The organism is Photobacterium satsumensis (genome assembly GCF_050336935.1).
Classification (GTDB): domain Bacteria; phylum Pseudomonadota; class Gammaproteobacteria; order Enterobacterales; family Vibrionaceae; genus Photobacterium; species Photobacterium satsumensis.
The window spans coordinates 2506511-2530793 of sequence record NZ_JAKJSK010000006.1; the positions used below are offsets into that span (position 1 = coordinate 2506511).

Sequence of the window (24283 nt, forward strand, 5' to 3'; positions counted from 1 at the left end):
TATGAAAAAAGCGCTGTTATCAAGTTTGGTGGCGGGTGTGTTTACCCTGCCGTTAGTTAACTCTGCGGTGGCGGCAGAGCAAGATACAGGTGCCAGCCCAAAGCGGCCGAATATCCTTTTTATTATGTCTGATGACCATGCCGTACAGGCGCTGAGCGCTTATGGTCACCCTATTTCAAAGCTTGCCCCAACGCCGAATCTCGACCGTATTGCTGCTAATGGCGCGAAATTCCAGCGTTCCTATGTCACTAACTCCCTTTGTGGCCCAAGCCGTGCGGCAATGCTTACCGGTAAATTTGGCCATGAAAACGGATTTACCTATAACGGCCAGATCTTCGATGGTACCCAGTTTAACTGGCCAAATGCGCTGCAGGACTCAGGCTACACCACGGCAATGATCGGTAAGTGGCATATCAACCGTATCCCCAATGGGTTTAACTTTGATCATTGGGAAATTCTTAATGATCAAGGTGAATACTATAACCCTGATTTTATCACCGCCGATGGCGTGAAGATGGAAATGGGTTATACCACCGATTTAATCACCGATAAAACCTTGGCTTGGCTTGATAAAGGGCGGGATAAATCGAAACCTTTTGCCCTGCTGATGCACCATAAAGCGCCCCACCGGAACTGGATGCCAGCTCCTCGCCACACTCAGCTGTTTGAAGATGTAGAATTCCCGTTGCCAGATAACTTCTTTGATAGTTATGAAGGGCGGGTGGCTGCAAGCAAGCAGACAATGACGATCGCGAACCACACTCAGGATGGCCATGATCTCAAAATGACCGTTGCAGAAGGTGAGGGGGAGTGGCGTGAAGATATTTGGCCACATTTGTTAGCGCGATTAACCGATGAGCAGCGTGCCGAGTGGGACAAGGCTTATCAGGCCCGAAATGATTACATGAATGCCAATGAAGCTAACTGGTCTGAAAAACAGATGGCAGAGTGGAAGTACCAGCGCTACATGCAGGATTACCTGGCAACCATTGTAGCTGTTGATGAAAGTGTCGGTGAGGTGCTCGACTACTTGGAAGAGAATGGGCTGAGTGATAATACACTGGTGGTGTATACCTCAGATCAAGGTTTCTTCCTCGGTGAGCATGGCTTTTTTGATAAGCGCTTTATGTATGAGGAGTCTTTTTCAACGCCGCTTATTATGCAATTGCCGGGCGTGATTAAACCGGGCACTGTGGTCGACGAGCTAGTGCAGAATATCGACTATGCGCCAACATTTATGCAACTGGCTGGCCTGACAACCCCCGCAGATGTCCATGGCAAATCGTTACTGCCATTGCTTACAGGGCAGGGCGACGGCGGCTGGCGTGATGCACTTTATTATCACTACTATGAATTCCCTGGGTTTCATGATGTCGCCCGCCATTATGGCGTTTCAGATGGACGTTTCAAATTGATCCATTTCTACAATCCGGGTGATCAGTGGGAGTTTTATGACTTGGAAGCTGACCCATCAGAGATGGTTAATGCCATTGACGACCCTCGTTACAAGGAAGATGTAGGACGTCTCATTCATCGTCTTGCTGAATTGCAGGATGAATATGGTGTTCCCCCGTTGGAAGAGTGGCGCGATGAACCTCTCGAACGCCACCCAAACCCATCATTGGAAAAGTTGTTTCCCCATAGTTTCAAGTAGTTCATTAAACCGGTAACCGCAGGGTTACCGGTTTTGCCGTTTATATCCAAGCGTGATGAAAGAGGAAAAGTGACGATGACAATAACTGTCACGAATAATTATAAAAAGCTGTTTTCTATTGGTTTACTTGCTGCATCCATTGCCGGTTGTGGCGGAGGTTCTGGAAGTAGTGAGAGTAAGCCTGGTAACCCGCCACCAGATGCTGAATGGCCTACGCCGGATATCGCCATCAGCGCTTGGTCTTTTGATGGGGGAAGTGGCCAGAGTGTGGCGACAGCGAAACTGGCCGGTAGTTATGCCGTTGCCGATCCTGCAGGTTTGAATATCGAAATAAGGGATATTTCTCAAACCCTGAAGCACCGTATCGAAGCGGCGGATATAGTGGAACTACTGCCCGATATGAACCTTAATCATGATACGGCATTGTGCGGGATGACATTTACGCCTTCAGGGCGTTTTCTTTACCTTGCTGTGTGTGACAGCGAGGGGGGACAGAAGGATGACGCGATTCTGGCCTATAACACCAACACTAAAGCGTTGACCGTCTTTCATCGCTTATCCTTGCAGGAAAAAGGATCGGGCAATTTGGCGCGTGTCGGTATGAACTATTTTTCGTCGACCCTATTTGTTGGAGGCGATTCAGCGGTATACCGTATCGAAGCTGACCGTAATGCTGCGTTTGAAGTCGAAAATAACGATCGCCAACTTGCTGTCGAAAAGGTGTCGGTAACAGGGCCTGTTCAGGATATCGCACTGGATATGGAAGCAGGCAGCCTATTTCTACAAACGCCAAATAGCGTATATAAGCTGCCCTATCAAAGCCAATCAGCCCAACGTATTTACCAGCAAGAAAACCTGACCGGTGTAGCATTCAGCCGGGTTTATGGCAATGAAGGTGCCGCAGGGCTTTACATCAGCATGGAGCATGATGATAAGACAGGGCTGCTATTCTCCGCGCTAGAAAAGGTGCGTAGCAGTGGGCAATTATCGCCAACGCAATATCTGCTGTCGGATACCTTATGGCACGATTTCAGCCTAACGGCTGATGGGCATTTGCTGTTTGCAGACGATAGCGCTTTCTTGTTGCGGGACAACAACGATGAGCGCATGAGCTTCGATGAATGGACTCGGGATGAGCTGGCGCAGTATGTCACAGCCATCAAAGGGCTGACAGCGTCGGGGATGTCAGGCAATTTCGCTTCCCCGGAAGGTTTTTTGCACCGAAAACTTGAGCATACCAACCCCAACACCACCCCGATTGCCGATAATGTGGGCTGGGCACTGTATTTGCTGATGGTCGCTGACCAAGTGGAATACGATCCCGAGATTGAGCACTATGTTGAACTGTTAATTAAGCGCCATGCTGGCCTTCATGAGGACGGTAAGGGCGGGGTGAAAAGTATCGATGGCCACTTTGTCCGTAACTACAACAGCGATGGGTCAATCAACGCCAATAATCCCCAATATCAGGTGTACATCAGCATGAAATTCCTGCCTGCAGCCATCAAAGCGGCAGAGATGTATCCGGATAACCAAAATATTGTCAGCTACGCAAAATACCTCCAGCAGGTGTTCCAACGTTCTGGGGATGTTGTACGCGCAGAGCAACGCATCACTTGGGACTCGGATGATTTTGGTCCGGTTCGTCTTAATCGCCTGATGTCTAACGAAACCTGGCTGTACGGTGATATTGCCGCCGCCCAGGATCCTATTGCTACCCGTAACTATGGCAAGTTTACCTATGAAAGAGAAAACTTCCTGTACGACTACGAGCTGCTTGATCAGCCAGTGATTAAGTCATCGCACTCGGCGTTTATCATCATGGGAGGGCCGCTTATTTTAGATCACCACTTCAATGGCAAGTCGTGGGCGGAACAAAATAATAACTACTATGCGCTAACCCAGTCAGAAACCGATGAGATGGGCTTTACCTATTTTGCCGGATTCTCCGCGGGCCATAGCCCTAACTCTAGCGGTAATTACTACAACGATGGCCCGACCGATCACCCTGATGATTTTATTCACTTCCCTGCGGTGAGCGGGTTTGGCCAGCTAGGTAAAACCGATGCGGTAGTCGGTGCTTACATGGCCTACCGTGATGGACGCCGTCAGACCATGATCAGTGCGGGAGACCAAGAAGCACGCTTATTGATGCGCTGGTCTGGCCATATGCCAGATTATGACAAAATGAGTGTCGGTATTGCCGATTTTTGGTATGGCGCAATCGGTCTTGCCGAAACTATCCAGCCGGGTGTGGTGCAGAATTTTAGAAATACATTCTATCGTCCAGAAGTTCAGGTTGGGTTGAATGAGCAAGGCCGCCAACAAGTGCTGTATTCAACCATGACCCCGAGGTTAGTCACGGGTATTCGATCCGATGGTAGTACAGAAGAGTTTGGTTACCATCGGTCGCCGTTTGTTGTGCCAACCGGTGAAATATTTGCTGATTTCGATGTGGTTGACCCACAGGGTGACTGGGTTGAACTAGATGATATCGTGGGTATCCACAACATCACCGCACCATTGGCTGGGCGGGAGGTGATATTCAAGAACCCGAACTTTGAGCAAGGTGTTGATGTCGGGTGGCAAACCCTGTCGGGTAATGTGACGGGGGGAGGCAGTATCTATGGCAATGGGGCAACACTGTCTGGAATCGCGAATTTAACCCAAGCGGTCTACTTACCGAATGCTCTCGAAAATAGCGAATACCGTGTGTCCGCTTTTATTGAGCCGCAGTCAGGTACCGGGAAGGCAAGGGTAAGGTTGAGCTGGTCGGATACCGGAAATATTGAAGACGCCTATGCCAGTGAAGAAAGTGGTAATGTTTTCGCTAACTGGGATGCGATCGTACGGACGGTGGACGTAAAACAACCAAAAGGTGCCAAGTACTTACATATTGAATACCTGACTGAAGGCAATGGTATCTTTGTGTTTGGTAACACGGCGCTGCAATCTTTCGGGGCGAAGCAGCCGTTTACCAATGGTGACTTTGAGCAAGGCAGCACAGGCTGGAGATTGGATAACAACGTATATATTACCAATGATAGTAATGAAGTGATCCAAGGCAGTAACTCGCTTAAATTTGACTTAAGCGGTGGTGTGACAAATTGGCGAAGTGCCGAGCGGAGTATCGATATTTCGAACGATCCTTCTGGGACGCGCTATTTGGTGCGCTTCAAGGTAGGTCAACGTGAACTGACCGACGCGAAGTTTGAAATTAAATTCGATATCGACAACCCGCAGAGCCCGCCTAACTCCGATGCAACGCCAACGGGTGATTGGCGAGACGTTGGCTTTATAGATAATGATACCCCTGAAGAAGTCACGGTCACCGTACGTAAACGCCCGGGAGAGACGGCGCTGAACTTAGTATTGCGTATGAAGCAGGACAGCAATAGCGCAGAGCCTAGCTATGTTATCTTGGATGATGTACGTGTTTACCAGCAAAAGCTGCTCGACGATAACTACTGTAATTATGGTCCGCAATGTTACTAGTGGCGTAGTTACTCTTATACAACCGAGTGAGTGTCAAAAAGCCTAACCGTATGAGGTTAGGCTTTTTTTTGATTAATGTCTGGTCTTGCGTTTTTCTACATTCAGTATTAATACAGTTTTGAAATAGAGATGGGCCGGTTGTTGCTAAATCGTTTCGAAAGCAATGAAATTTAAATGGGATGATTTCTATAGCCCTAAAATCAAAAAGTTAGACATGCATCAAGTTTTTAGGCAATGCCTGATACTCGAAGATCAAAAAAGCGCTTGTAAATCTATTGGTGCTGAGTCTGCTTGAACCCCATGTTAGGGTGCTCGCTGCTTTTAAAGTATTGTTTTGTCTGTGTTATTTTGTGATTCTTACAGGGTGGAAGTAAGGGCGAATAAAAAAGTGTGACCGGTGTACCTGATTTGCTACCTTTTGTTGACAGTAAATGGGTGTTTACTTACTATTTGTAGAAACGTTTCAACACAAACAATTTTCTACGAAGAGTACGGTTATGGCCCAGGTCAAGCTGCAAAACATAAACAAAATTTACAAGAATGGTTATCACGCTGTTCATGATTTTTGTCTGGACATCAAGGATGGTGAGTTCATGGTGCTGGTTGGTCCTTCGGGCTGTGCCAAATCGACCACACTACGAATGATTGCCGGGCTTGAAAGTATTACCAGTGGTGATCTTCATATCGGTGATAAGCATTGTAATGACGTTCTTCCGAAAGATCGTGGTATTGCAATGGTGTTCCAGAACTATGCGCTCTACCCACATATGACAGTGCGCCAGAATCTGGCTTTTGGCCTGGAAACACGTAAAAAGCCAAAAGATGAAATCGAGCGTCGAGTAAAAGAAGCCGCTGAGATACTTGAGATTTCAGACCTTCTAGATCGCAAACCGGGTCAAATGTCCGGTGGTCAATGTCAGCGTGTTGCCCTCGGCCGTGCCATGGTACGTAAGCCTGAAGTCTTTTTGTTCGATGAACCGCTTTCAAACCTTGATGCCAAGCTACGTATTTCTATGCGGATGCGTATTTCACGCTTGCATGATGAGTTAAAACAAAGTGGCCGTCCTGCAACGATGATCTATGTAACGCATGATCAGGTTGAAGCGTTGACCATGGGTGATCGAATCTGTGTGCTAAATCGTGGAGCGATTATGCAGGTCGACACACCAATGAATCTATATCACAAGCCAGTTAATAAGTTTGTTGCTGAATTTATTGGTTCACCAACAATGAATATGTTGGAAGGTAAGTTAACTAAAACAGATTCGAATAAAATGGCAGTTGATATCGATGGTCATTTATTTGAATTGCCTGACGATAAGCAAGCAACGGCTGAGCAATATAATAACCAGGATATTTACCTAGGCTTACGCCCTGAACATATTTCTATGAAGCCAGGCGAAAATAGCTGTGATGCAAATATCACTGAAGTAGAAGAAATGGGTTCGGAATCTTTTGTTTACTTAGATTTTAATGGTAAGCAGATGATTTGTAAGCATGTAAGCCCTGATGTTGCGTTATGCAAACAAAGCGTGCATCGCATTTCTTTCAATATGAATAAATGCCATATTTTTGATAAAAGCACCGAAGAAAATATTTTTATTCCGACAGAATAACTGACAGTTTTAAAATTATAGTATAGGTAGTTTAATTTCATGATCCATACAATTTCTGATTCAAACCACTTGGTTTCAAATGGTTTACTTAACCTAGAATTTACTGAGCATAATGTTCTGAAGAATATTAAATCTGGTAATGTAATGTTAAACCTTTTTGAGCCTAGTGAATTTGAAGGTGCATTATCAAATGTTTACATCCGAGTTAAGAGTGACGCAGGTATTTCATTTATGCCGCTTATGCACCTTAACCATAATATGCGAACCTTCCGTACTGAAGCAGGTTTAGTTGGTTGGGAAACGACAACCGAGACATTCCGTGCTGTTGTGATGATTAGCCTAGATGCTAAATCTGAAAAAGTATTCTTTACCACTCAGGTAGAGAATCTGCATGACGATGAGTTGATGTATGACCTTGTCTTTGGTCAAGATCTTGCGCTAGCCGATGAAGGCGGCGTGAAAAGTAATGAATGCTACGTTAGCCAATACCTAGACCACCAAGTGTTTGAGCTTGAGCAAGAAGGTTATGTGGTATGTTCACGTCAAAACCTACCGCAAAGTACGGGTAATCCATGTTCACAGATTGGTTCGTTGACAGATACCATTGTTGGCTACTCAACGGATGGCTACCAATTCTTCGGTAAAGACTACCGCTTTGAACCCACACCAGTGGTGCTTTCTCAGCCGACACTAGCGAATGAAAAACTGCAGTTTGAAATGGGCTATGTGGCACTGCAAACAGCAGACATCACCCTAGCACCTGCACAGCGCGCTGAGTCTGTATTCTATATTTCATTTGGTACTAACCTTAATGGCTCAAATGTTGCTAAAGCCGGTGATCTTGAGCCTATCAAAGCTGCATACCAAGCGCCTGCAATGACGACAGCAACGGAACAAACGCTGCCTTCATTCTTCCTTAATGGCTATAACGTACTCGTTGGTGATGAGCTAACGGCAGAAGAAATTAAAGGTTTCTTCGGTGAAGAGCGTCGTTTTGCTGAAGAGCAAGATGGCAAGCTACTGTCTTTCTTCTACGGTGAGCAGAAAGGTGAAAGCCGTTACGTTACATTGCCTGAAAAAGAGCGTGTGCTTGAACGTTCAACGGGCCATATGGTGTCTTCTGGAAACTGCCAGGACTTCCAAAATGCCGTGATGAGCTCAACCCACGGTATGTACGGCGTGTTTAATTCGCATGTGGTGATCGGTAATACATCATTCAACAAACTGTTGGGTGTTGATCGTACGTCTCTGAACTTATTTAAATACAGTGGCCAGCGTATCTGGGTTAAAGAAGGTGAGGATTTCCGTATCCTGTCTATGCCTTCTGCCTACGAAACGGGCCTGAACTTCTCTCGCTGGGTGTATAAATACCAGCAAGGCTACATCGTGGTAACCAGCTTCAGTGCTCAGGATTCTGCCTCAATCCAGTTGGATATTGAAACGGTTAACCTGTCTGATGCACTTGAAGTCATTGTGACCAACCAATTGGTGATGGGTAACAATGAGTACGATGCGACAATTGTCGTTGAGCACCAAGATGAATTTATGACAGTGTCTGGTGACTTCGAGCTGATGAATTCGGTTCACCCAGAGCTGAAATATGCCATTCGTCCAGACAAGTCTCTGGCCGAAGTCTCATTGGTGAAAGCGTCAGACAGCGTTCGCTATGTGCTTTTCCAAGGTAAGGTTCAGGGCAAGTCTAGCTTGACGGTACTTGGTGCGCTAACCGCTGACGAGTTGACTGCGCCTGTTGCATTGAATTTCGCCACGGAAGTTGAGAAATACCAAGCTTCACAACATACATTGATCAATAACTTCCACATTGATTTCGAGAACGACAACTACAATGCGCAGAAACTGAATGACACGATGCAGTGGTTTACCCACAATGCATTGGTGCATTACAGTACGCCGCATGGACTGGAGCAGTACTCAGGTGCAGCATGGGGGACCCGTGATGTATCACAGGGGCCATTTGAGTTCTTCATGTCGATGCAGCGTTACGATCGTGTGGTTGATCTGTTAGAAACGATTTATAGCCACCAGCACATCGAAACAGGCACGTGGCCGCAGTGGTTCATGTTCGACAAGTACGCCAAGATCCAGCAGGAAGACTGCCACGGCGATATCGTTGTTTGGCCTCTGAAGGCGATTGCTGACTACATCACCGCGACGGGCGACCTAGATGTACTGAACATTGAGGTGCCTTATACCAGCATTGAAGACGGCTTTGCGTTTACGACCGAAACATACACGCTGTTTGCCCATGTTGAGCGCCAGGTTAAACACATCATCGACAACCTGATCCCTGGTACCTCACTGTCATGCTACGGTGACGGCGACTGGGATGATACCTTGCAGCCAGCCAATCAGGCCCTTCGTGAAAACATGGTGAGTGGCTGGACTATTCCGCTAACGCTGCAAGCACTGAAAACGATGAGCTCGGCCCTAGAAGGCAGCCCAGAATTTGCTGTTTTTGTGCATACAATCAATAAACTAGCGATTGAGATGGAAGAGGACTACAACAACCTGTTGATCAAAGATGGGGTGATTGCCGGCTTTATCCACTTGCCGAACAAAGACGTTGAGCAGGTTGAGTATCTACTGCATCCGTCAGATAAGAAAACGGGCATCAAGTACCGTCTGCTTCCTGCATCACGTTCAATCATCTCGGAAACATTCGATAAAGAGATGGCCGACAAGCACATGGCTATCATCGAAGAGAACCTCGTTCACCCTGATGGTGTCCGCCTGATGGAGAAAATGGCGAAATACCAAGGGGGTAAGCAGAGTTACTTTAAGCGTGCTGAGTTGGCGGCAAACCTTGGCCGAGAGGTTGGCCTGCAGTACTGCCACGCCCATATCCGCTTTATTGAAGCCCTGTGTAAAATGGGTAAGGCCGATGAAGTCGCACAGAACCTATACAAGATTGTTCCTGTGGGGATTCAAAATGCCGTGCCTAACGCAGAGGTGCGTCAGTCTAACGCATACTTCTCAAGCTCAGACGGTAAGTTCAATGATCGCTACGAAGCGTACCGTGATTTCGACAAGCTGAAAAAAGGCGAAGTCGCAGTGAAAGGCGGGTGGCGTATTTACTCAAGCGGCCCTGGTATCTACATCAACCAGGTGATCAGCAATGTGCTGGGAATCCGCTTTGAGAATGATGCTTTGGTGCTTGACCCTATTATTGCCAAGCAAATGGGTAAAGTGACCTTGGACTTCACACTTTATGGCAAGCCATGTACCTTGGTTATCAACCCTGAGCAGGGCACTTATACGCCAAAACGTGTTGAACTCAATGGTGAGGATCTTGCAACTTCGCTAACACCAAATGCTTATCGTACGGGCGGTGCGCTGATCGAGAAGCAGGTTGTGGCTTCAATGCTGCAAGATACGCAAAATGAGCTGGTTATCTGGCTGTAGTTATTAGGCCTGACACCCCGGATTCCGGGGTGTCAACCTTATCATCAGTCGTATTATGTGTTGTGCGTCAATGTTACTCTCTTTCGATTTGTAGAAACGTTTTACATGATCCGTTATACTTCAAGTTAACGAGCTACAAATACAAAAAATTATTTTAGTACGCAAGGTTGCAACTATTTTCGGTTTAAGTGAGAGGAATAAGGTTTAACTAATGAGGCCTACAATCAAAGATGTCGCTAGAGAAGCGAAGGTATCTATTTCGACAGTGTCTTATGCGATTAACAACAGTGATCGTATCAGCGAGAAAACTCGTAACCACGTGTTAGAAATAGCAAAGAAACTGAACTACTCTGCAAACAGCAATGCAAAACGGCTAAGACAGAAGAATGTGGGTGCTATTGGTATCTTCTTTAACTCTTGGTTCGGTCCTATCTACAGTGAGCTAGTGCAGGGTATCGAGCGCAAAGTGCATGAGATGGGCTATGACTTGATTGCCTGTAGCCTATTTGGCGGGGCGGAGTCGACAGCACACCGTTACCTCAAGGATCAGATGATTGACGGTGCTATCATCTTGAGCAATGCCTTTGATGATGATTTCCTTAAATCTGTCGCTTCAAAAGACTTACCGATTGTTGCTCTGGACCGTGAAGTTAAAGCTGAGAATATCTACAATATTTTAATTGATAACTTTGGTGGGGCATTTGGTGCAACCAAACAATTAATTTCAAATGGTTGCCAGCAGGTTCATTACTTTTGTGGCCCTGATGATTCGTACGATAACCAGAAGCGCCTGGAAGGCTACATTGCCGCACTCGGCTTCTATAATGTCAAATTTGATAACAACCTGATTATTAAGTCTGATTTTACTGAAGAAGATGCGTACTTGAAAATGAAGGAAATTATTGAACAGGGTGAAACCCCTAAAGCAATTTTTTCCGCAAATGATGAAATGGCTCTGGGCATTATCAGGGCTGCAAACGAGAATGGTATTAAAATTCCAGAGCAACTAAAGCTCATTGGTTTTGACAATATCAGAGAATCTGAAAGAACAATACCTGCATTGAGTACTGTTACTCACCATAAGTACGAAATGGGCGTTAAAGCTGTTGAAGTACTATTTAGTGCGATGAATAGCGAAAAAGAAATAGAACAAGTAACAATTCTACCAACTCAAATTGTTGATCGAGAAACCGTGTAGTTTTTATATTTGTTTATTCTTTCTTTCAGGTTAAAACATATCTAAATAATTAGTTGCCATGAATAATCATGGCAACAGCCATGTTTTGTGATTTTGGGCGATATTATCTAGCCTTATAAGGATAGCGAAATGAAATACAAGTGGCTTACAGTTCTCTTAGTTGCCATGGCAAGTTCTGTTTGTGCCAAAGAAAGAATAGAGTTTATGGTGTCATCGGGCGATCAGATGGCATTTGTCAACGAAGTCATTAAACCTGAATATGAAAAGCGTTATCCTGATGTCGAATTAATATTAACCAACGACGGCAACCTCGAAACACGCATGGCTGCAGGTGACTACCCGAATGTTTATGCCGGGATCTTTGGCTACATGGTACCAAGGTATGCGAAATTAGGTCGCTTGATGTATCTTGATGATTTTGATGGATTCGATGAGATGACAGATCGTATCGAACCGCAATTTATGGAGCAGCATTTCGGTCGACAGTATTACATTCCATGGCACGCAACAACCCAGATGATGATTTATAACAAAGAGTTGTTTCGTGAAGCTGGCCTAGACCCTGACTTACCGCCAGAGACATGGGATGAGTTATTGATTGCCGCAGAGAAGATTAATAACTTACCAGCACGTTCAAATGGCAGCCGAGTACATGGTGCCGCGCTGTGGAATGATGCGTTGGCAAGTGGCGGTTGGTACTGGAACATGCTGTCGCCGATGTATTACAACTTTAATGATGGTGAGTACCAACTACTAAACCGCTACGGTACACACCCTGTGTTCGATAAAGAAGAAGCGGGTATGGTGCCATTCCTTGAGACCATGAAGAAGCTTCAGCAGTTTGCCCCGCTCACCATGGAGCAAAACTTTTTCTCTCGAACCATCGGTATTTGGCCACAATACGGCATTGCTTGGCGTGCAAATCTGCAAGATGCAGCGGGTAAGCCGATGGTCATCGGTGACGATGTCGGGATTGCGCCTATTCCTGTAAGGAAAAAGGGTGATACGCACTATTCAAACCTGGATGGCCGTGCCTTGATGGTATTCAAAAATACCCGCGAAGTTGAAGAGCGCAGCTGGCAGTTAATAGAATTGCTGATGGAAGATGACTTTAACCTTGAAGCGAACATGGCCCTGCAAAATTTGCCAACGTTAACGTCACTGCAGGAACACCCATACTTCCAGACACCGGATATCAAACCGTTTGTTGATCAGCTGCAGCATGTTGTTATGAATGAATCAAATGCCTCGGTATCAGAAGTGTCCAGCATTTTACTTAATTACTATTCGCAATCGGTTGTTATGAACAGGCTAACACCAGAAGAAGCTGTTATCGCAGCAACAGAAGATGTTAAAAAAATAATGCGCCGATAACGGTTCACTTCAATTGCGAATTCCGGCTGCAGTGCATGACTGCAGCCACCAATAGATTTTAATTTTCAGATGGAATAAAAACCATGAACATAAAACGTTACTGGGTGCCATACCTGTTTATGTTGCCGTGGGTAGCATATTTCATAATATTTATGCTGTACCCGTTCTTCTTGTCATTACAGAATAGTTTTTTAGATATAAATATTCTAAACCCAGAAAATACTCGGTTTGTTGGTCTAGGTAATTGGATAGACTCAGCAACAGATTATAAATTCTGGAAATCTCTTTTTAATGTTTTCTTTAACCAGATTATTTTCATCACTTTAAGTTTTGTCTGCGCAATGGGTGCAGCACTAATGCTGAATGAAATTACGTTTTTATCGAGCCTGTTCCGGACGGTATTGTTTATTCCGGTAGTGACGTCAATCACAGTTGCGATGATTATCTTTGATTTTATTGCAGGCCCATCTGGTCCTATCCAGTCATTGATGATGGATTGGAACGTACTTAGCGCCCCTATTTTCTGGAAGTTCGAAAAATGGCTACCCATGCCGGTGATTGCGGTGTTCAGCGCCTGGAAGTGGTTCGGTGTTCAGATGATTATTTTCCTCGGCGGTATTGCCAGTATTAACCGCTCACTGCTTGAAGCGGCAGATATTGATGGTGCTGGTTGGTGGCGCAAAATCACCAAGATTATCTTGCCACTCATCAAGCCACAGATTGTGTTTGTCATGACGATCAACGTCATTAATGGTCTGCAGATGTTTACTGAAGTCTTCATGAACTTCGATTTGCAAGGTGGTCCACATAATTCTGCGTTAACGCCAGTGCTTCACCTGTACCAGACCGGTTTCGAACAGATGAAGATGGGTGAGGCATCAACCATTGGTCTTTTACTTGCGATTGTTATTTTCGTGTTGACCATACTTCAGTTGAAATTGACCAAGGGTAAGGACTAACCATGAATAATTCCAATAAAGGTAAGCTGCTAATTTATATTGGGTTGTTGGCAGCCAGCCTTATCGTGCTTTACCCATTTTTCTTTATGATTATCAACTCGTTCAAATCGGGCTCTGAGATCATGCACTCACCGAATTCCTTGCCAACCTCATGGTCTGCCAAGGGCTATATCGAAGTCTTTGATAGTGTGAATTTATGGCGTATTTTCTTTAATACTATCTTTGTCTCGGTATCAATAATGGTACTGAACTGTTTGTTGTCGGCGATGGTGGCTTTTGCTATCGCTAAAACCAAGATGCCGGGCCGCCAAGTGTGGTTGCGCTTGATCCTATCTTCAATGATGGTGCCGGCGATTTTGTTCACTATTCCGGTATACATGATGATGTATGACTGGGGCTGGGTGAATACTTACCGGGTTCTGATCATCCCTGGTGCCATCAGTGCTTATAACATCTTCCTGTTGTACCAGTTTATGACTCAGGTGGATGAGGCTTATCTTGAGGCGGCACGTATTGACGGTGCCAGTGAGATGCGAATTTTCTTCAAGGTTGTGCTGCCAATGATGCGCCCTGCGATGGCAACGGTCGGTATCTTGACCTTTATGGGGGCGTGGAATGATTTCATGGGGCCACTACTTTATATCCGTGATGACTCAATGCTGACACTGCAGCTCGCCCTGTTTAAGTTCCAGCAAGATATTCCTGCTGGTAACCTCGAGCAGGTATGGGCGATGACCACAATGATTGCCGTGCCGGTTGTGTTTGTATTCTTCTTCATGCAGAAGAACTTCATTAAGGCGTTCACCGGGGTGGGAGTGAAGTAATGACCGTTGCACAGTTGAAAAAAATCGTACTGCTTCTTTCAGTCGTCTTAATTGCTTATTGGGCGGCTTGGGGTAAAGCTTATTTCCTGTCTAAAAGCTATTTCGATTACGCGGTTGAGCAGGAAGCGGCTGAAAATTATGTTATCGCCTTGAAAGGGATGAATAAACTGGAGCTTCGCATTGACGAAGAATACCTTGGCGGCTATCAGCAAGTTATCGAGGCTTGGGAGCATGCTCTCTTTGGTATTCGCCCTTCATTCTATGAAGAGGCCCTGATTGCCCCTGCACGTTTGATCCCACAGATTGCAGATGAGGATCTCCAAGCATTTATTGATATCTATGTTCAGCTAGACAGCAAATACGTGCCGGAAGTGGCCTACATGCAGTTACAACGTGCTAGGCTCGCGGGTAATGAAGAGCTTGCTGCAGAGATGGATGAGTTTTTAACCCAAGCATTCCCTGACTTTGATTTTAAGTAATCATTTTTTATCTTTTGCCGCCCAACTCGGGCGGCTTTTTTAAATTATCTCTGCTGAGATAAATTAGCATTAATAGATTTCGGAGTATTGTATGGATCGGCCATATAAGAACAGTACCTTACCTGTTGAAGAAAGAGTTGAGGACTTATTGTCACGGATGACGGTGGCAGAAAAAATAGGCCAGCTATGTCAGTCTCCTATGCTGGAATACAATATTCATCGTAAAACGTATCTGGAGCATATTAGCCAAGGTCGCTGGGGTTCACGTATTCTCGCTGATACCGCTTGGGCGGGTAATGCGCCAGGTGAAACAGTTAGCCCAAGCCAATTAAATGAAATTCAGCGTGCTGCCGTACACGGTAGTAGACTGGGTATTCCGTTAATTATTGCCCGTGATGTGATTTATGGTCAGCAAACCGTGCTGCCAATTCCTTTGGCCCAAGCCGCATCGTGGAACCCAGAACAAGTACGCAGTGCGTATCGTTGTATTGCTAAAGAAGCGGCATCGCTGGGTATCCATTGGACGTTTGCACCCATGCTCGATATCGTCCGCGACCCGCGCTGGGGCCGTGTTATTGAAAGCAGTGGTGAAGATCCATATCTGACCAGCCAGTTTGCCAAAGCGGTAGTGCAAGGTTTCCAAGGTGACTCGCCAGCTGATGAAGATTCCTTGGTCGCCTGTGCTAAGCATTTCGTTGGTTACGGCGCTTCAGAAGGCGGTCGTGACTACGACACCACCGAAATCTCCGACAACACACTGCACAATGTCTATCTTCCCCCTTTTGCGGCTGCAGTTGATGCCGGGGTTGAAACGGTGATGTCAGGCTTTAACGACTTGGGCGGTACGCCTGTTTCTGGCAGTCAGTCGCTGATCAATGGTTGGCTGAAATCAGAACAAGGGTTCGATGGCATGGTGATCAGTGATTGGGGGTCGATATCCGATCTTGCCTACTTCGGTATTGCGAAAGATGCTGAAGGAGCGGCAGAGCATGCGCTCAAGGCTGGGGTCGACATGGCGATGACCAATGAAGCCTATGAAGACCATCTTCAAGCCCTACTAGACAAAGAAGCGATTGATATTGCGCTTGTCGATGAGTCTGTACGTCGCGTGTTGCGAACTAAGTTTCAAGCAGGGCTGTTTGAGCGTCCTTATGTTGATGAGTTCAAACACAAGAGTGTGATGCGTCACCCTGAACATCTCGCAGAGGCGCAAACGGTCGCCGAGCAAAGCATGGTACTGCTGAAAAACAACCAAGATTTGCTACCGATTGACGCCAAACCGATGACCATCGCGGTGATTGGCCCGCATGCCCATTCTAAGCGCCAGCATTTAGGATCATGGTGTCTAGACGGGCGTACCGAGGATGTGACCAGCATCTATGAAGGCATTAAAGCATGGACCTCCAAGCTTGATTGCACCTTTGAACTGTTGACCGAAGAAGCGGCATTTACCGATGAAATGGTGGAATGTGCCCACCGTGCCGACATTGTGATCCTCTGTACTGGCGAGAGCCATCGTCGTACCGGTGAAGCGCGTAATATTGCCGAGCTGACATTACCAGCAGGTCAGGAAGAGCTGATCCGAGCGATTGGTGAGGTTGGTAAACCACTGGTTGTGGTGCAATGTACCGGCCGCCCTGTACCGTCAGCGGCAACAGAGCAGTATGCCGATGCACTTTTGTATGCATGGCAGTCAGGTACTGAGACTGGTCACGCTGTTGCGCGCTTGTTGTTTGGTGATGTGTCACCGTCAGGCCGTTTGCCGATGTCGGTGCCGCGCAGCACAGGCCAGATCCCGATGTACTATGCCCGTAAGCCGCTGGGTAAAATGCGTGATTTCCAAGACTACCAGCCTTATAAAGATCAAAAAGATACCCCACTTTATCCATTCGGCTTTGGCCTGACTTATGGTGAGTTTGAATATTCCAACCTGCGCTTGAACCAAGCTGGCATGACAGCGGACGAGACATTGGAAGCGACTGTTACTCTGCATAACAAAGGCACTCATACCGCGACTGAGGTGGTTCAGTGTTATATCCGACAGCAGGTTGCCTCGACCACGCGTCCGGTGCGTGAGCTAAAAGATTTCTGCCGCGTAACTCTGGAGCCGGGTGAGTCTAAGGATGTGACGCTAGCGCTTCCCGCAGAGAAGCTATGTTTCTATGGTTTGGAGAAAACCTTCTCACTCGAGCCTTCGACAGTCGAGGTGTATGTCGGCGGTGACTGTACCGCGGCGCTGAGTGCAGAAGTTAAGGTGAGCTAATCAGCTTTTGATTCCACCTTTCCGTATTTCCTTCATTTCTTTGTGCCCCGTAATTTTCAGCGGGGCACAGATAAGAGCCAGCTATCATGACGAAAGAAAGACAGGCTGAGCCGCCAGCGACTCGCCCCAATATTATCTACATCATGTCTGATGACCATGCGATTCGGGCATTGAGTGCTTACAACAGCGATATTGCTCATCTAGCACCGACTCCTAATATCGACCGTATCGCCAAAAATGGCGCGCGGTTTGACCAATCCTTTGTGACCAACTCCCTGTGTGGCCCATCGAGGGCTGCCATGCTGACGGGAAAGTTTGGCCATAAAAACGGTTTTAACCATAACGGGCAATTGTTTGATGGCCATCAGCCGACTTGGCCAAGATTGCTTAAATCTCATGGTTACACCACCGCTTGTATTGGCAAATGGCATATCAACTTAACACCGGAAGGTATCGATTTTAATCACTGGGAAGTACTTAATGATCAGGGTGAGTATTACAACCCTGACTTTATTACGTCCCAAGGTGTGAAGCGTGAGCACGGCTATACCACCGAGCTGATCACTCAAAAGTCGCTGCGGTGGCTGGAAGAGCAGCAGCAAAGCGACAAACCTTTTGCCTTGCTGCTGCATCATAAAGCGCCGCACCGTAATTGGATGCCAGCGCCACAACACATGCGTGCATTTGAGAATACAACATTCCCTGTACCTGATAATTACTTTGATACCTACGAAGGTCGCGCGGCGGCAGCCATGCAAACCATGACTATCTACCGGGATGCGCAGGAAGGTCATGATTTGAAAATGACCAAAGGGGTCGGTGAGACAGAGTGGCGCGAGGATATCTGGCCGTTTCTACTGGCACGGTTAACACCGGAGCAGCGTCAGGCGTGGGATGAAGCCTATCAAGAACGCAACGATTGGTTTAACGCCAACGAAGCCAATATGACGGGTGAGGAAATTGCCATTTGGAAATACCAGCGTTACCTCCAAGACTACCTGGCAACAATTAAGTCGGTAGATGAATCTGTCGGTGAGGTGCTGGATTACCTTGAAGCCAATGGCCTTGCAGATAATACCATTGTTGTTTACACCTCTGATCAGGGCTTCTATATGGGAGAGCATGGTTGGTTCGATAAGCGATTTATGTATGAAGAGTCGTTCCGTGCTCCGCTGTTGATCCAGTATCCAAACCGTATCAAAGCGGGATCGGTGGTGGAGCACTTAGTACAGAATATCGATTATGCACCCACTTTCCTTGAATACGCAGGTGTTGATGTGCCTGCTGATATTCAGGGTGAATCTATGGTGCCGCTGCTAGACGGAGAGTCTCCTGCCGGTTGGCGTCAGTCATTGTATTACCACTTCTATGAATATCCAGCGATGCATGATGTGACAAGGCATTATGGCACCCGTGATAGTCGTTATAAGCTAATGCACTTCTATTACGATATCGACGAGTGGGAGTTTTACGATATCGAAGAAGATCCGACAGAGATGAATAATGCGATCGACGATCCCCGTTACCAGCAAGAGATCGCGCGGCTAAAAGCTGAAATCGGCAAACTTGAAGCTAAATATGATGTACCGCCTCGGGTTGAGTGGGTCAATTTACCGCTCGAATATAAACCTGCCCCGACGCTGGAAGAACTATTCCCCGATAGCTTTCAGGTAGCCAGCCAATAAGTGAAAGCCGGTATTTATCAGTTTCTACTTTACGTAATTCAATGACTCAGGGCTTAGGTACTAAGCCCTAGATAAAAATACCCTACATAAAGAGAATAAAAATATTATGTCATCACTATTCACATGGACGAAAAAAATCACCAACCGGTTGATCGTCACTATTGCTATTGCCTTCTGCTCGATTGCATTCGTGGGATATGAAGGGTTAAGTGGGTTAAGTCATTTATCAAATCAGACTTCGATATTGGTTGAGGATGATTTGGCTAAAGTGATAACAATCAGTGATATTCAGCAGCGGGTAGAACAAGCCAGGGTTCACTCTTTATTGGCTATACAGCATGATCCCAATGCATTTAGCGGCAGTTACCATGACCACCCGTTGTCGATTCATACTGACTTGATTTTCGAAAGCTATGACGACTTGCAGGCGCTGTACTTTGATTTGATGACATTCAATATGGGCGTGAGTCTCGAGCAAGCTGCAACACAGGCTAGCTCGCTGACCGATGACCTTTTTTTCTCTGGCTTTGAGGTGATTATTGATTTACTGGAGCAAGGTGAGTTTCAGCAAGCCAATATCCTGCTGCTCAATGAAGTAAACCCTAAAATTGAGCAACTCAAAGTGTTACTGAGTACGATGAATGACTTAAGTGCAACAGGGGCACGAGATGCCTACGCTGAAGCCGTTAGTAACGGCCAGCGTTTTGTATTTAGCATGAGTACCGCTTTGGCTATCAGTACATTGCTACTGATCGGCATCGCCTTTTTGACAATCCGACGCATTGTTTTTGCACTTAAGGGTTTGCAGTCAACAGCAAACAGCATCGCGGAAGGGAATCTGATTTGCCGGGCACAGGTACAGGGGCAAGATGAATTCACAGTTATTGGTAATGCTGTCAATAACATTGCCGCAAGGTTCCAGCAAACCGTCTCCTTGATTGGCGATTCTGCTAATCAGCTAAACGTTGCTTCTCAACAAAATACCCAGCTCAGCGAGCAGACTGCGTCAAATGCGGCTTCACAGCAGGCGCAAATTCAGCAAATTGCAACGGCGACTGAAGAGCTGACTGCAACGGTGAGTGATGTTGCTGCAAGTGCTGTCTCGGCAGCGGAAGCGTCTCAGAAGTCAGATGAACTTGCACAGAATGGTGTGAGTGTGGTTAACGAAGCGATAGCCCAGTCTGTGGACTTAGCCAAAGAGATTGATCAGGCAAAAGTCGCGATTAACGAACTTGGCAAACATTCGCATGATATTGGTAGTGTTTCAGACACCATACGTGATATTTCCGATCAAACCAATTTGCTGGCATTAAACGCAGCCATTGAGGCCGCGAGGGCCGGTAGCTATGGGCGCGGTTTTGCCGTTGTTGCTGACGAAGTTCGTAACTTGGCCCAACGGACCAAGAGCGCCACTGAGGATATCCAAGACACTATTTCACGTCTGCAAACGGGCTGTCAGCATGCCATTGAGCGGATGGAGTCGGGTGATCAATATGCCCGTGAGAGCACGGTTAAAACCCGGCAGGCTGGTGATGCGCTGCAGGCGATAACAGAAACTGTCGCCAGTATTGCAGAAAAGAATATTCAGATAGCGTCTGCCGCTGAGCAGCAAGCAGTGGTGACTGGGGATGTGAATAGCAATGTATTTGAAATTAATGCCTTAGCCGATAAAACCGCAACAGACTCAGGGTCTAGTCAAGGCGCATCTCTAACAATTGCCAAGCTAGCGAACGCCCTTCAGAGTGAAGTTAACCGCTTCTCTGTGTAGAAGTACTGTGCTGTTTGATATCCAATATGTTTTGAATGAGGGAGGCGATAGATGCCGATGCCACTTTTTAGTTTCAGGATGATATGTTTGTTGATACCGTTTCTAACCATATTCTCTTCCCAAGCGCTGGCAGATGACGATAAGACGATCCATATCGCCTGTGTTGGCGATTCAACGACATTTGGGATGAATATTAAGGATCGTAAGAACTTAAGTTACCCCGCCCAACTGCAACAACTGCTGGGAGAAGGCTATGTGGTGGGTAATTTTGGTGCCAACGGAGCGACAGCTATCCGCACGACACCAAAGCGGGAGCCTTATATTACCCGTGATGTTTATCAGCAGAGTCTGGAATCACAACCTGATATGGTGATCTTGACTCTTGGGGCGAATGACTCGAAAGCCCGTTTTTGGAATGAACAGCAATACCAGAAAGATCTGACTCTGTTGTTGGAAGAGTATTTAGCACTAACACCGATAGTATTGCTGGGGTTGCCTGCGCCTGCGTTTAACCAACCTGGGAAGTGGGATGTCAATGAAGCAAACCTCGCTCGTGCACGTATTTTGGTTCGCAAGCTAGCGGATGAATATCACTTGGGTGTTGTCGACTTCCATTTATCTTTACAAGACGAGGCTTTATTCCAAGCGGATGGGGTCCACCCTAACAGGCACGGTGCCCAAAAGATGGCGTTAGCGGTGAAAAGTCATCTAGGTGTATGATAATTATCGTTTTTTATAAGCTATCGTCATTTGTCTCAATCAGCCTCTCTAGCGCTAAAGCGAGAGAGGTTTTTTTATGTTTATTTAGGGGCAACCGAGCTCTCAAAAATGACATATAACACGCTAAGTGGTTAGTTTTAAAGCAAGAGTTTTGATAGCCTTATTTTTAATCGAAACGTTTAAATTGAGACTAAAATGAAACTGAAAACGATAGCCATTGGCGCCAGCTTATCTGCTGCTGCCATGGGGGTAAGTGCTGAAAATAGCGCCGAGAATAACGGTGAATATATCGCTTTTTTTGATCACACGCTCACAATCGAAGAGCGACTCGATGATATTAGTGCTCGGTTAACCGATAAAGAAAAAGGCAACATGATCACACTGTGGAATGAAGGCGTTCCACGATATGGATTGAAGTCATTTATGCCTGGTGAGGCACTTCATGGCTTGGCGTCTCCTCGCAAAAACGCCGCCACGGTTTTCCCCCAGTCGATTGGCTTGGCGGCGACTTGGCAGCCAGAGGCTTTGCAGCAAATGGGCGATGCGGTATCCGATGAGGCGCGAGCGCAATATCACAATGGCCCTGTTATTCGAGATGGCAAGCGAGGCCCACTGACTTTCTGGTCGCCTGTAATCAATATTGCCAGAGACCCGCGCTGGGGGCGTACGCAAGAAGCTTACGGTGAAGACCCATTACTCAATGGTGTAATGGCCAGTGCTTATGTCAAAGGCCTCCAAGGGGATCATCCCAAATACCTAAAGACCGCTGCGGGTGCCAAACACTTCGTTGCCAACAACGAAGAACACAACCGTTTTAACGGTAATGCCAATATTTCAGAAAAACAGTTACGTGAATACTATTTCCCGGCCTACAAACAAGTTGTTCAAGATGCGAATGCGCAAATTGTGATGACAGCATATAACAAGCTTAACAATGAACCTGCGGTTACCAATACTTGGTTAGTTCGAGACGTATTACGTGGAGAATGGGGATTTGATGGCTTCGTGCTTGGTGACTATGGCTCTGTACTGATGACCACAAAAGGGTGGGGCGAACGCAGTTTCCACGGTCACGACATCTATGACAACTATGTCGATGCGACTGCTGCGGTGCTTAATGCTGAAACATTGGATTTTGATAACACCAGGCTCTTTCGCCAAGAGGCGATGACAGCAATAGCTCAAAACAAAACAACCAGTGCCCAGTTGGACCGAGCATTTAGAAACACCATGCGCGTAGGCCTAAGGCTCGGCATGTTTGATCCTGAAGAACTGTCACCGTGGAAAGACATCCCGTTTGAAACAATGACCACATTTAAGCCGCTTGCACTTGAGCTTGCGGAGAAGAGTATGGTCTTACTGCAAAATGAGCCAGTGAATAGCCAACCGATACTACCTATCGATAAAGCTACAACAAAATCTGTCGCAATAATTGGCCCTAACGCTAACGTTTTGAACTTCGGTACCTATTCTGGTACAGCTAAAGACCCTATCACGCCATTACAAGGCATTCGAGATTATCTTGGTGATGATTTCGACGTCATGTACGTACCATGGACTCAAAATCAAGGTGAACTTAACCCAATTCCACTAGAAAGTATTACATTACTTGATAACCAAGGGCTAGGTGTCTGGACCGCTGATTATTACACTAACCGAAATGGCAGTGGTAAACCTGTCGCCAATAACACGGTTGGCAATATTGATTTCGACTTTGGTAACAAACCACCACATGAAGGCCTAAACAGCGAGAATTTTGCCGTCAAATATACAACCACAATTGTACCTCCTCAAAGTGGCCTGTATACGTTAGGCGTTGAATCCCAAGGCTATGAAATGGTGTTTGATATTGATGGTTCCACTATCTTTAGAGATCACGGTAATAACAGCGAGCCACTTCGAACAACAGCAGAGCTTGAATTAGACTCTCAGAAAACTTACACGCTTACTGTACTAGCTATGGAAAAACGCGGCAGCTCTGAGCGCACAGTCAAATTTGGCTGGGAACTGCCTTCAGAAGACACTAGTTATGAAGGCGCAGAGCTTGAAGCGGCTAAGAAAGCCGATGTCGTTATTGCCGTTATGGGCTTATCGACTGAATATGAACGAGAGTCGATTGACCGCACTTCAGAAGGCCTGCCTTCTGAGCAAATTGATTTGCTCAGAAGCATTGTTAAGGTCAACCCAAAAACAGCCGTGGTACTGCAATCAGGATCCTCTATTGAAAGTCCATGGCTTAAAAGTAATGTACCTGCCATTTTGCAAAGCTGGTATCCGGGCGAGCAAGGTGGTTCAGCCATCGCCAATACCTTATTTGGTGACAATAACCCAGGTGGTAAGCTGCCACTGACGTTTGTGAAGTCATGGAGCGATCTACCGGCCTTTAACGATTACGATATTACTAAAGGTCGCACTTACTTGTACTTTGAAAAAGAGCCTTTATGGGCCTTCGGTCATGGTTTGAGTTATACCGAGTTTGCTTTGTCTGACTTGAAAATAGGCAGCAAGGTAACTAAAGACGGCCAAGTCGCGGCCACTGTCACGATAGAAAATACCGGTAAAGTGGCAGGCGATGAAGTCGTTCAGCTCTATGTAACGGATATGTTTGAGCGCAGTGAAAAACCCATTCAACGCTTGAAGGCGTTCGACCGCGTGTCGCTTGAGGCCGGTGAGAAGCGCGATATTACCTTAACCTTCGATGTCGCTGATTTGGCTTACTGGGATGAGAAAACCAAAGATTGGATGCTAGGTGATAAATACGAAATCCGGGTAGGTAACGCGTCAGATAATATTTTATTGAACGAAACAATAACGGTTGAGTAGTT

14 protein-coding genes are annotated in these 24283 nt (G+C 46.4%); all 14 read left to right on the forward strand.

What is annotated here, in order from left to right; all coding sequences use genetic code 11:
* Position 1: 1 nt before the first annotated feature.
* The 14 genes from L4D79_RS11255 to L4D79_RS11320 all read left to right on the forward strand — a co-directional run bounded on the left by L4D79_RS11255 (position 2) and on the right by L4D79_RS11320 (position 24281).
* Positions 2-1654 carry a sulfatase family protein gene (locus tag L4D79_RS11255; protein ID WP_428651400.1) on the forward strand — a complete coding sequence of 551 codons (1653 nt, stop codon included), beginning with the start codon at positions 2-4 and terminating at the stop codon, positions 1652-1654.
* A 75-nt stretch (positions 1655-1729) separates the two neighbouring features.
* Positions 1730-5149 (forward strand): hypothetical protein, encoded by a 3420-nt coding sequence (locus L4D79_RS11260; RefSeq protein ID WP_428651403.1) that lies wholly within the window; start codon positions 1730-1732, stop codon positions 5147-5149.
* A 497-nt stretch (positions 5150-5646) separates the two neighbouring features.
* The gene (locus L4D79_RS11265) at positions 5647-6765 is read left to right on the forward strand and encodes an ABC transporter ATP-binding protein (protein WP_428651406.1); all 1119 of its coding nucleotides are present in this window, start codon (positions 5647-5649) and stop codon (positions 6763-6765) included.
* A 39-nt stretch (positions 6766-6804) separates the two neighbouring features.
* Positions 6805-10188 (forward strand): GH36-type glycosyl hydrolase domain-containing protein, encoded by a 3384-nt coding sequence (locus L4D79_RS11270; protein WP_428651409.1) that lies wholly within the window; start codon positions 6805-6807, stop codon positions 10186-10188.
* A gap of 211 nt (positions 10189-10399) precedes the next feature.
* Positions 10400-11386, forward strand: a complete 987-nt coding sequence (locus L4D79_RS11275; protein ID WP_428651412.1) for a LacI family DNA-binding transcriptional regulator — start codon at positions 10400-10402, stop codon at positions 11384-11386.
* 129 nt (positions 11387-11515) lie between these two features.
* Positions 11516-12760: an extracellular solute-binding protein gene (locus L4D79_RS11280; protein ID WP_428651415.1), complete on the forward strand. Its 1245-nt coding sequence runs from the start codon at positions 11516-11518 to the stop codon at positions 12758-12760.
* A 356-nt stretch (positions 12761-13116) separates the two neighbouring features.
* Positions 13117-13719, forward strand: a complete 603-nt coding sequence (locus L4D79_RS11285) for a carbohydrate ABC transporter permease (RefSeq protein ID WP_428651421.1) — start codon at positions 13117-13119, stop codon at positions 13717-13719.
* 2 nt (positions 13720-13721) lie between these two features.
* Entirely contained in the window at positions 13722-14543 is an 822-nt protein-coding gene (locus L4D79_RS11290) for a carbohydrate ABC transporter permease (RefSeq protein WP_428651424.1), read from the forward strand.
* Complete coding sequence (locus L4D79_RS11295) at positions 14543-15022, forward strand: hypothetical protein (protein ID WP_428651427.1); 480 nt, start codon at positions 14543-14545, stop codon at positions 15020-15022. The genes L4D79_RS11290 and L4D79_RS11295 overlap by 1 nt, the downstream gene beginning before the upstream one ends.
* Positions 15023-15113: 91 nt before the next feature.
* Entirely contained in the window at positions 15114-17285 is a 2172-nt protein-coding gene (locus tag L4D79_RS11300; RefSeq protein ID WP_428651430.1) for a glycoside hydrolase family 3 N-terminal domain-containing protein, read from the forward strand.
* 86 nt (positions 17286-17371) lie between these two features.
* Entirely contained in the window at positions 17372-18970 is a 1599-nt protein-coding gene (locus L4D79_RS11305; protein ID WP_428651433.1) for a sulfatase family protein, read from the forward strand.
* Positions 18971-19076: 106 nt separating this feature from the next.
* Positions 19077-20738: a methyl-accepting chemotaxis protein gene (locus tag L4D79_RS11310; protein WP_428651436.1), complete on the forward strand. Its 1662-nt coding sequence runs from the start codon at positions 19077-19079 to the stop codon at positions 20736-20738.
* A gap of 87 nt (positions 20739-20825) precedes the next feature.
* A complete protein-coding gene (locus L4D79_RS11315; protein ID WP_428651439.1) occupies positions 20826-21458 on the forward strand; it encodes a GDSL-type esterase/lipase family protein in 633 nt (210 codons plus the stop codon).
* Positions 21459-21653: 195 nt separating this feature from the next.
* Positions 21654-24281, forward strand: coding sequence for a glycoside hydrolase family 3 C-terminal domain-containing protein (locus tag L4D79_RS11320; RefSeq protein WP_428651443.1), 2628 nt, complete (start codon positions 21654-21656; stop codon positions 24279-24281).
* Positions 24282-24283: the final 2 nt, after the last annotated feature.

Bases quoted from the DNA above. Each gene is read 5' to 3' on its own strand.
- L4D79_RS11255 (WP_428651400.1), top strand. From the start codon at position 2: ATGAAAAAAGCGCTGTTATCAAGTTTGGTGGCGGGTGTGTTTACCCTG.
- L4D79_RS11260 (WP_428651403.1), top strand. From the start codon at position 1,730: ATGACAATAACTGTCACGAATAATTATAAAAAGCTGTTTTCTATTGGT.
- L4D79_RS11265 (WP_428651406.1), top strand. From the start codon at position 5,647: ATGGCCCAGGTCAAGCTGCAAAACATAAACAAAATTTACAAGAATGGT.
- L4D79_RS11270 (WP_428651409.1), top strand. From the start codon at position 6,805: ATGATCCATACAATTTCTGATTCAAACCACTTGGTTTCAAATGGTTTA.
- L4D79_RS11275 (WP_428651412.1), top strand. From the start codon at position 10,400: ATGAGGCCTACAATCAAAGATGTCGCTAGAGAAGCGAAGGTATCTATT.
- L4D79_RS11280 (WP_428651415.1), top strand. From the start codon at position 11,516: ATGAAATACAAGTGGCTTACAGTTCTCTTAGTTGCCATGGCAAGTTCT.
- L4D79_RS11285 (WP_428651421.1), top strand. From the start codon at position 13,117: ATGCTGAATGAAATTACGTTTTTATCGAGCCTGTTCCGGACGGTATTG.
- L4D79_RS11290 (WP_428651424.1), top strand. From the start codon at position 13,722: ATGAATAATTCCAATAAAGGTAAGCTGCTAATTTATATTGGGTTGTTG.
- L4D79_RS11295 (WP_428651427.1), top strand. From the start codon at position 14,543: ATGACCGTTGCACAGTTGAAAAAAATCGTACTGCTTCTTTCAGTCGTC.
- L4D79_RS11300 (WP_428651430.1), top strand. From the start codon at position 15,114: ATGGATCGGCCATATAAGAACAGTACCTTACCTGTTGAAGAAAGAGTT.
- L4D79_RS11305 (WP_428651433.1), top strand. From the start codon at position 17,372: ATGACGAAAGAAAGACAGGCTGAGCCGCCAGCGACTCGCCCCAATATT.
- L4D79_RS11310 (WP_428651436.1), top strand. From the start codon at position 19,077: ATGTCATCACTATTCACATGGACGAAAAAAATCACCAACCGGTTGATC.
- L4D79_RS11320 (WP_428651443.1), top strand. From the start codon at position 21,654: ATGAAACTGAAAACGATAGCCATTGGCGCCAGCTTATCTGCTGCTGCC.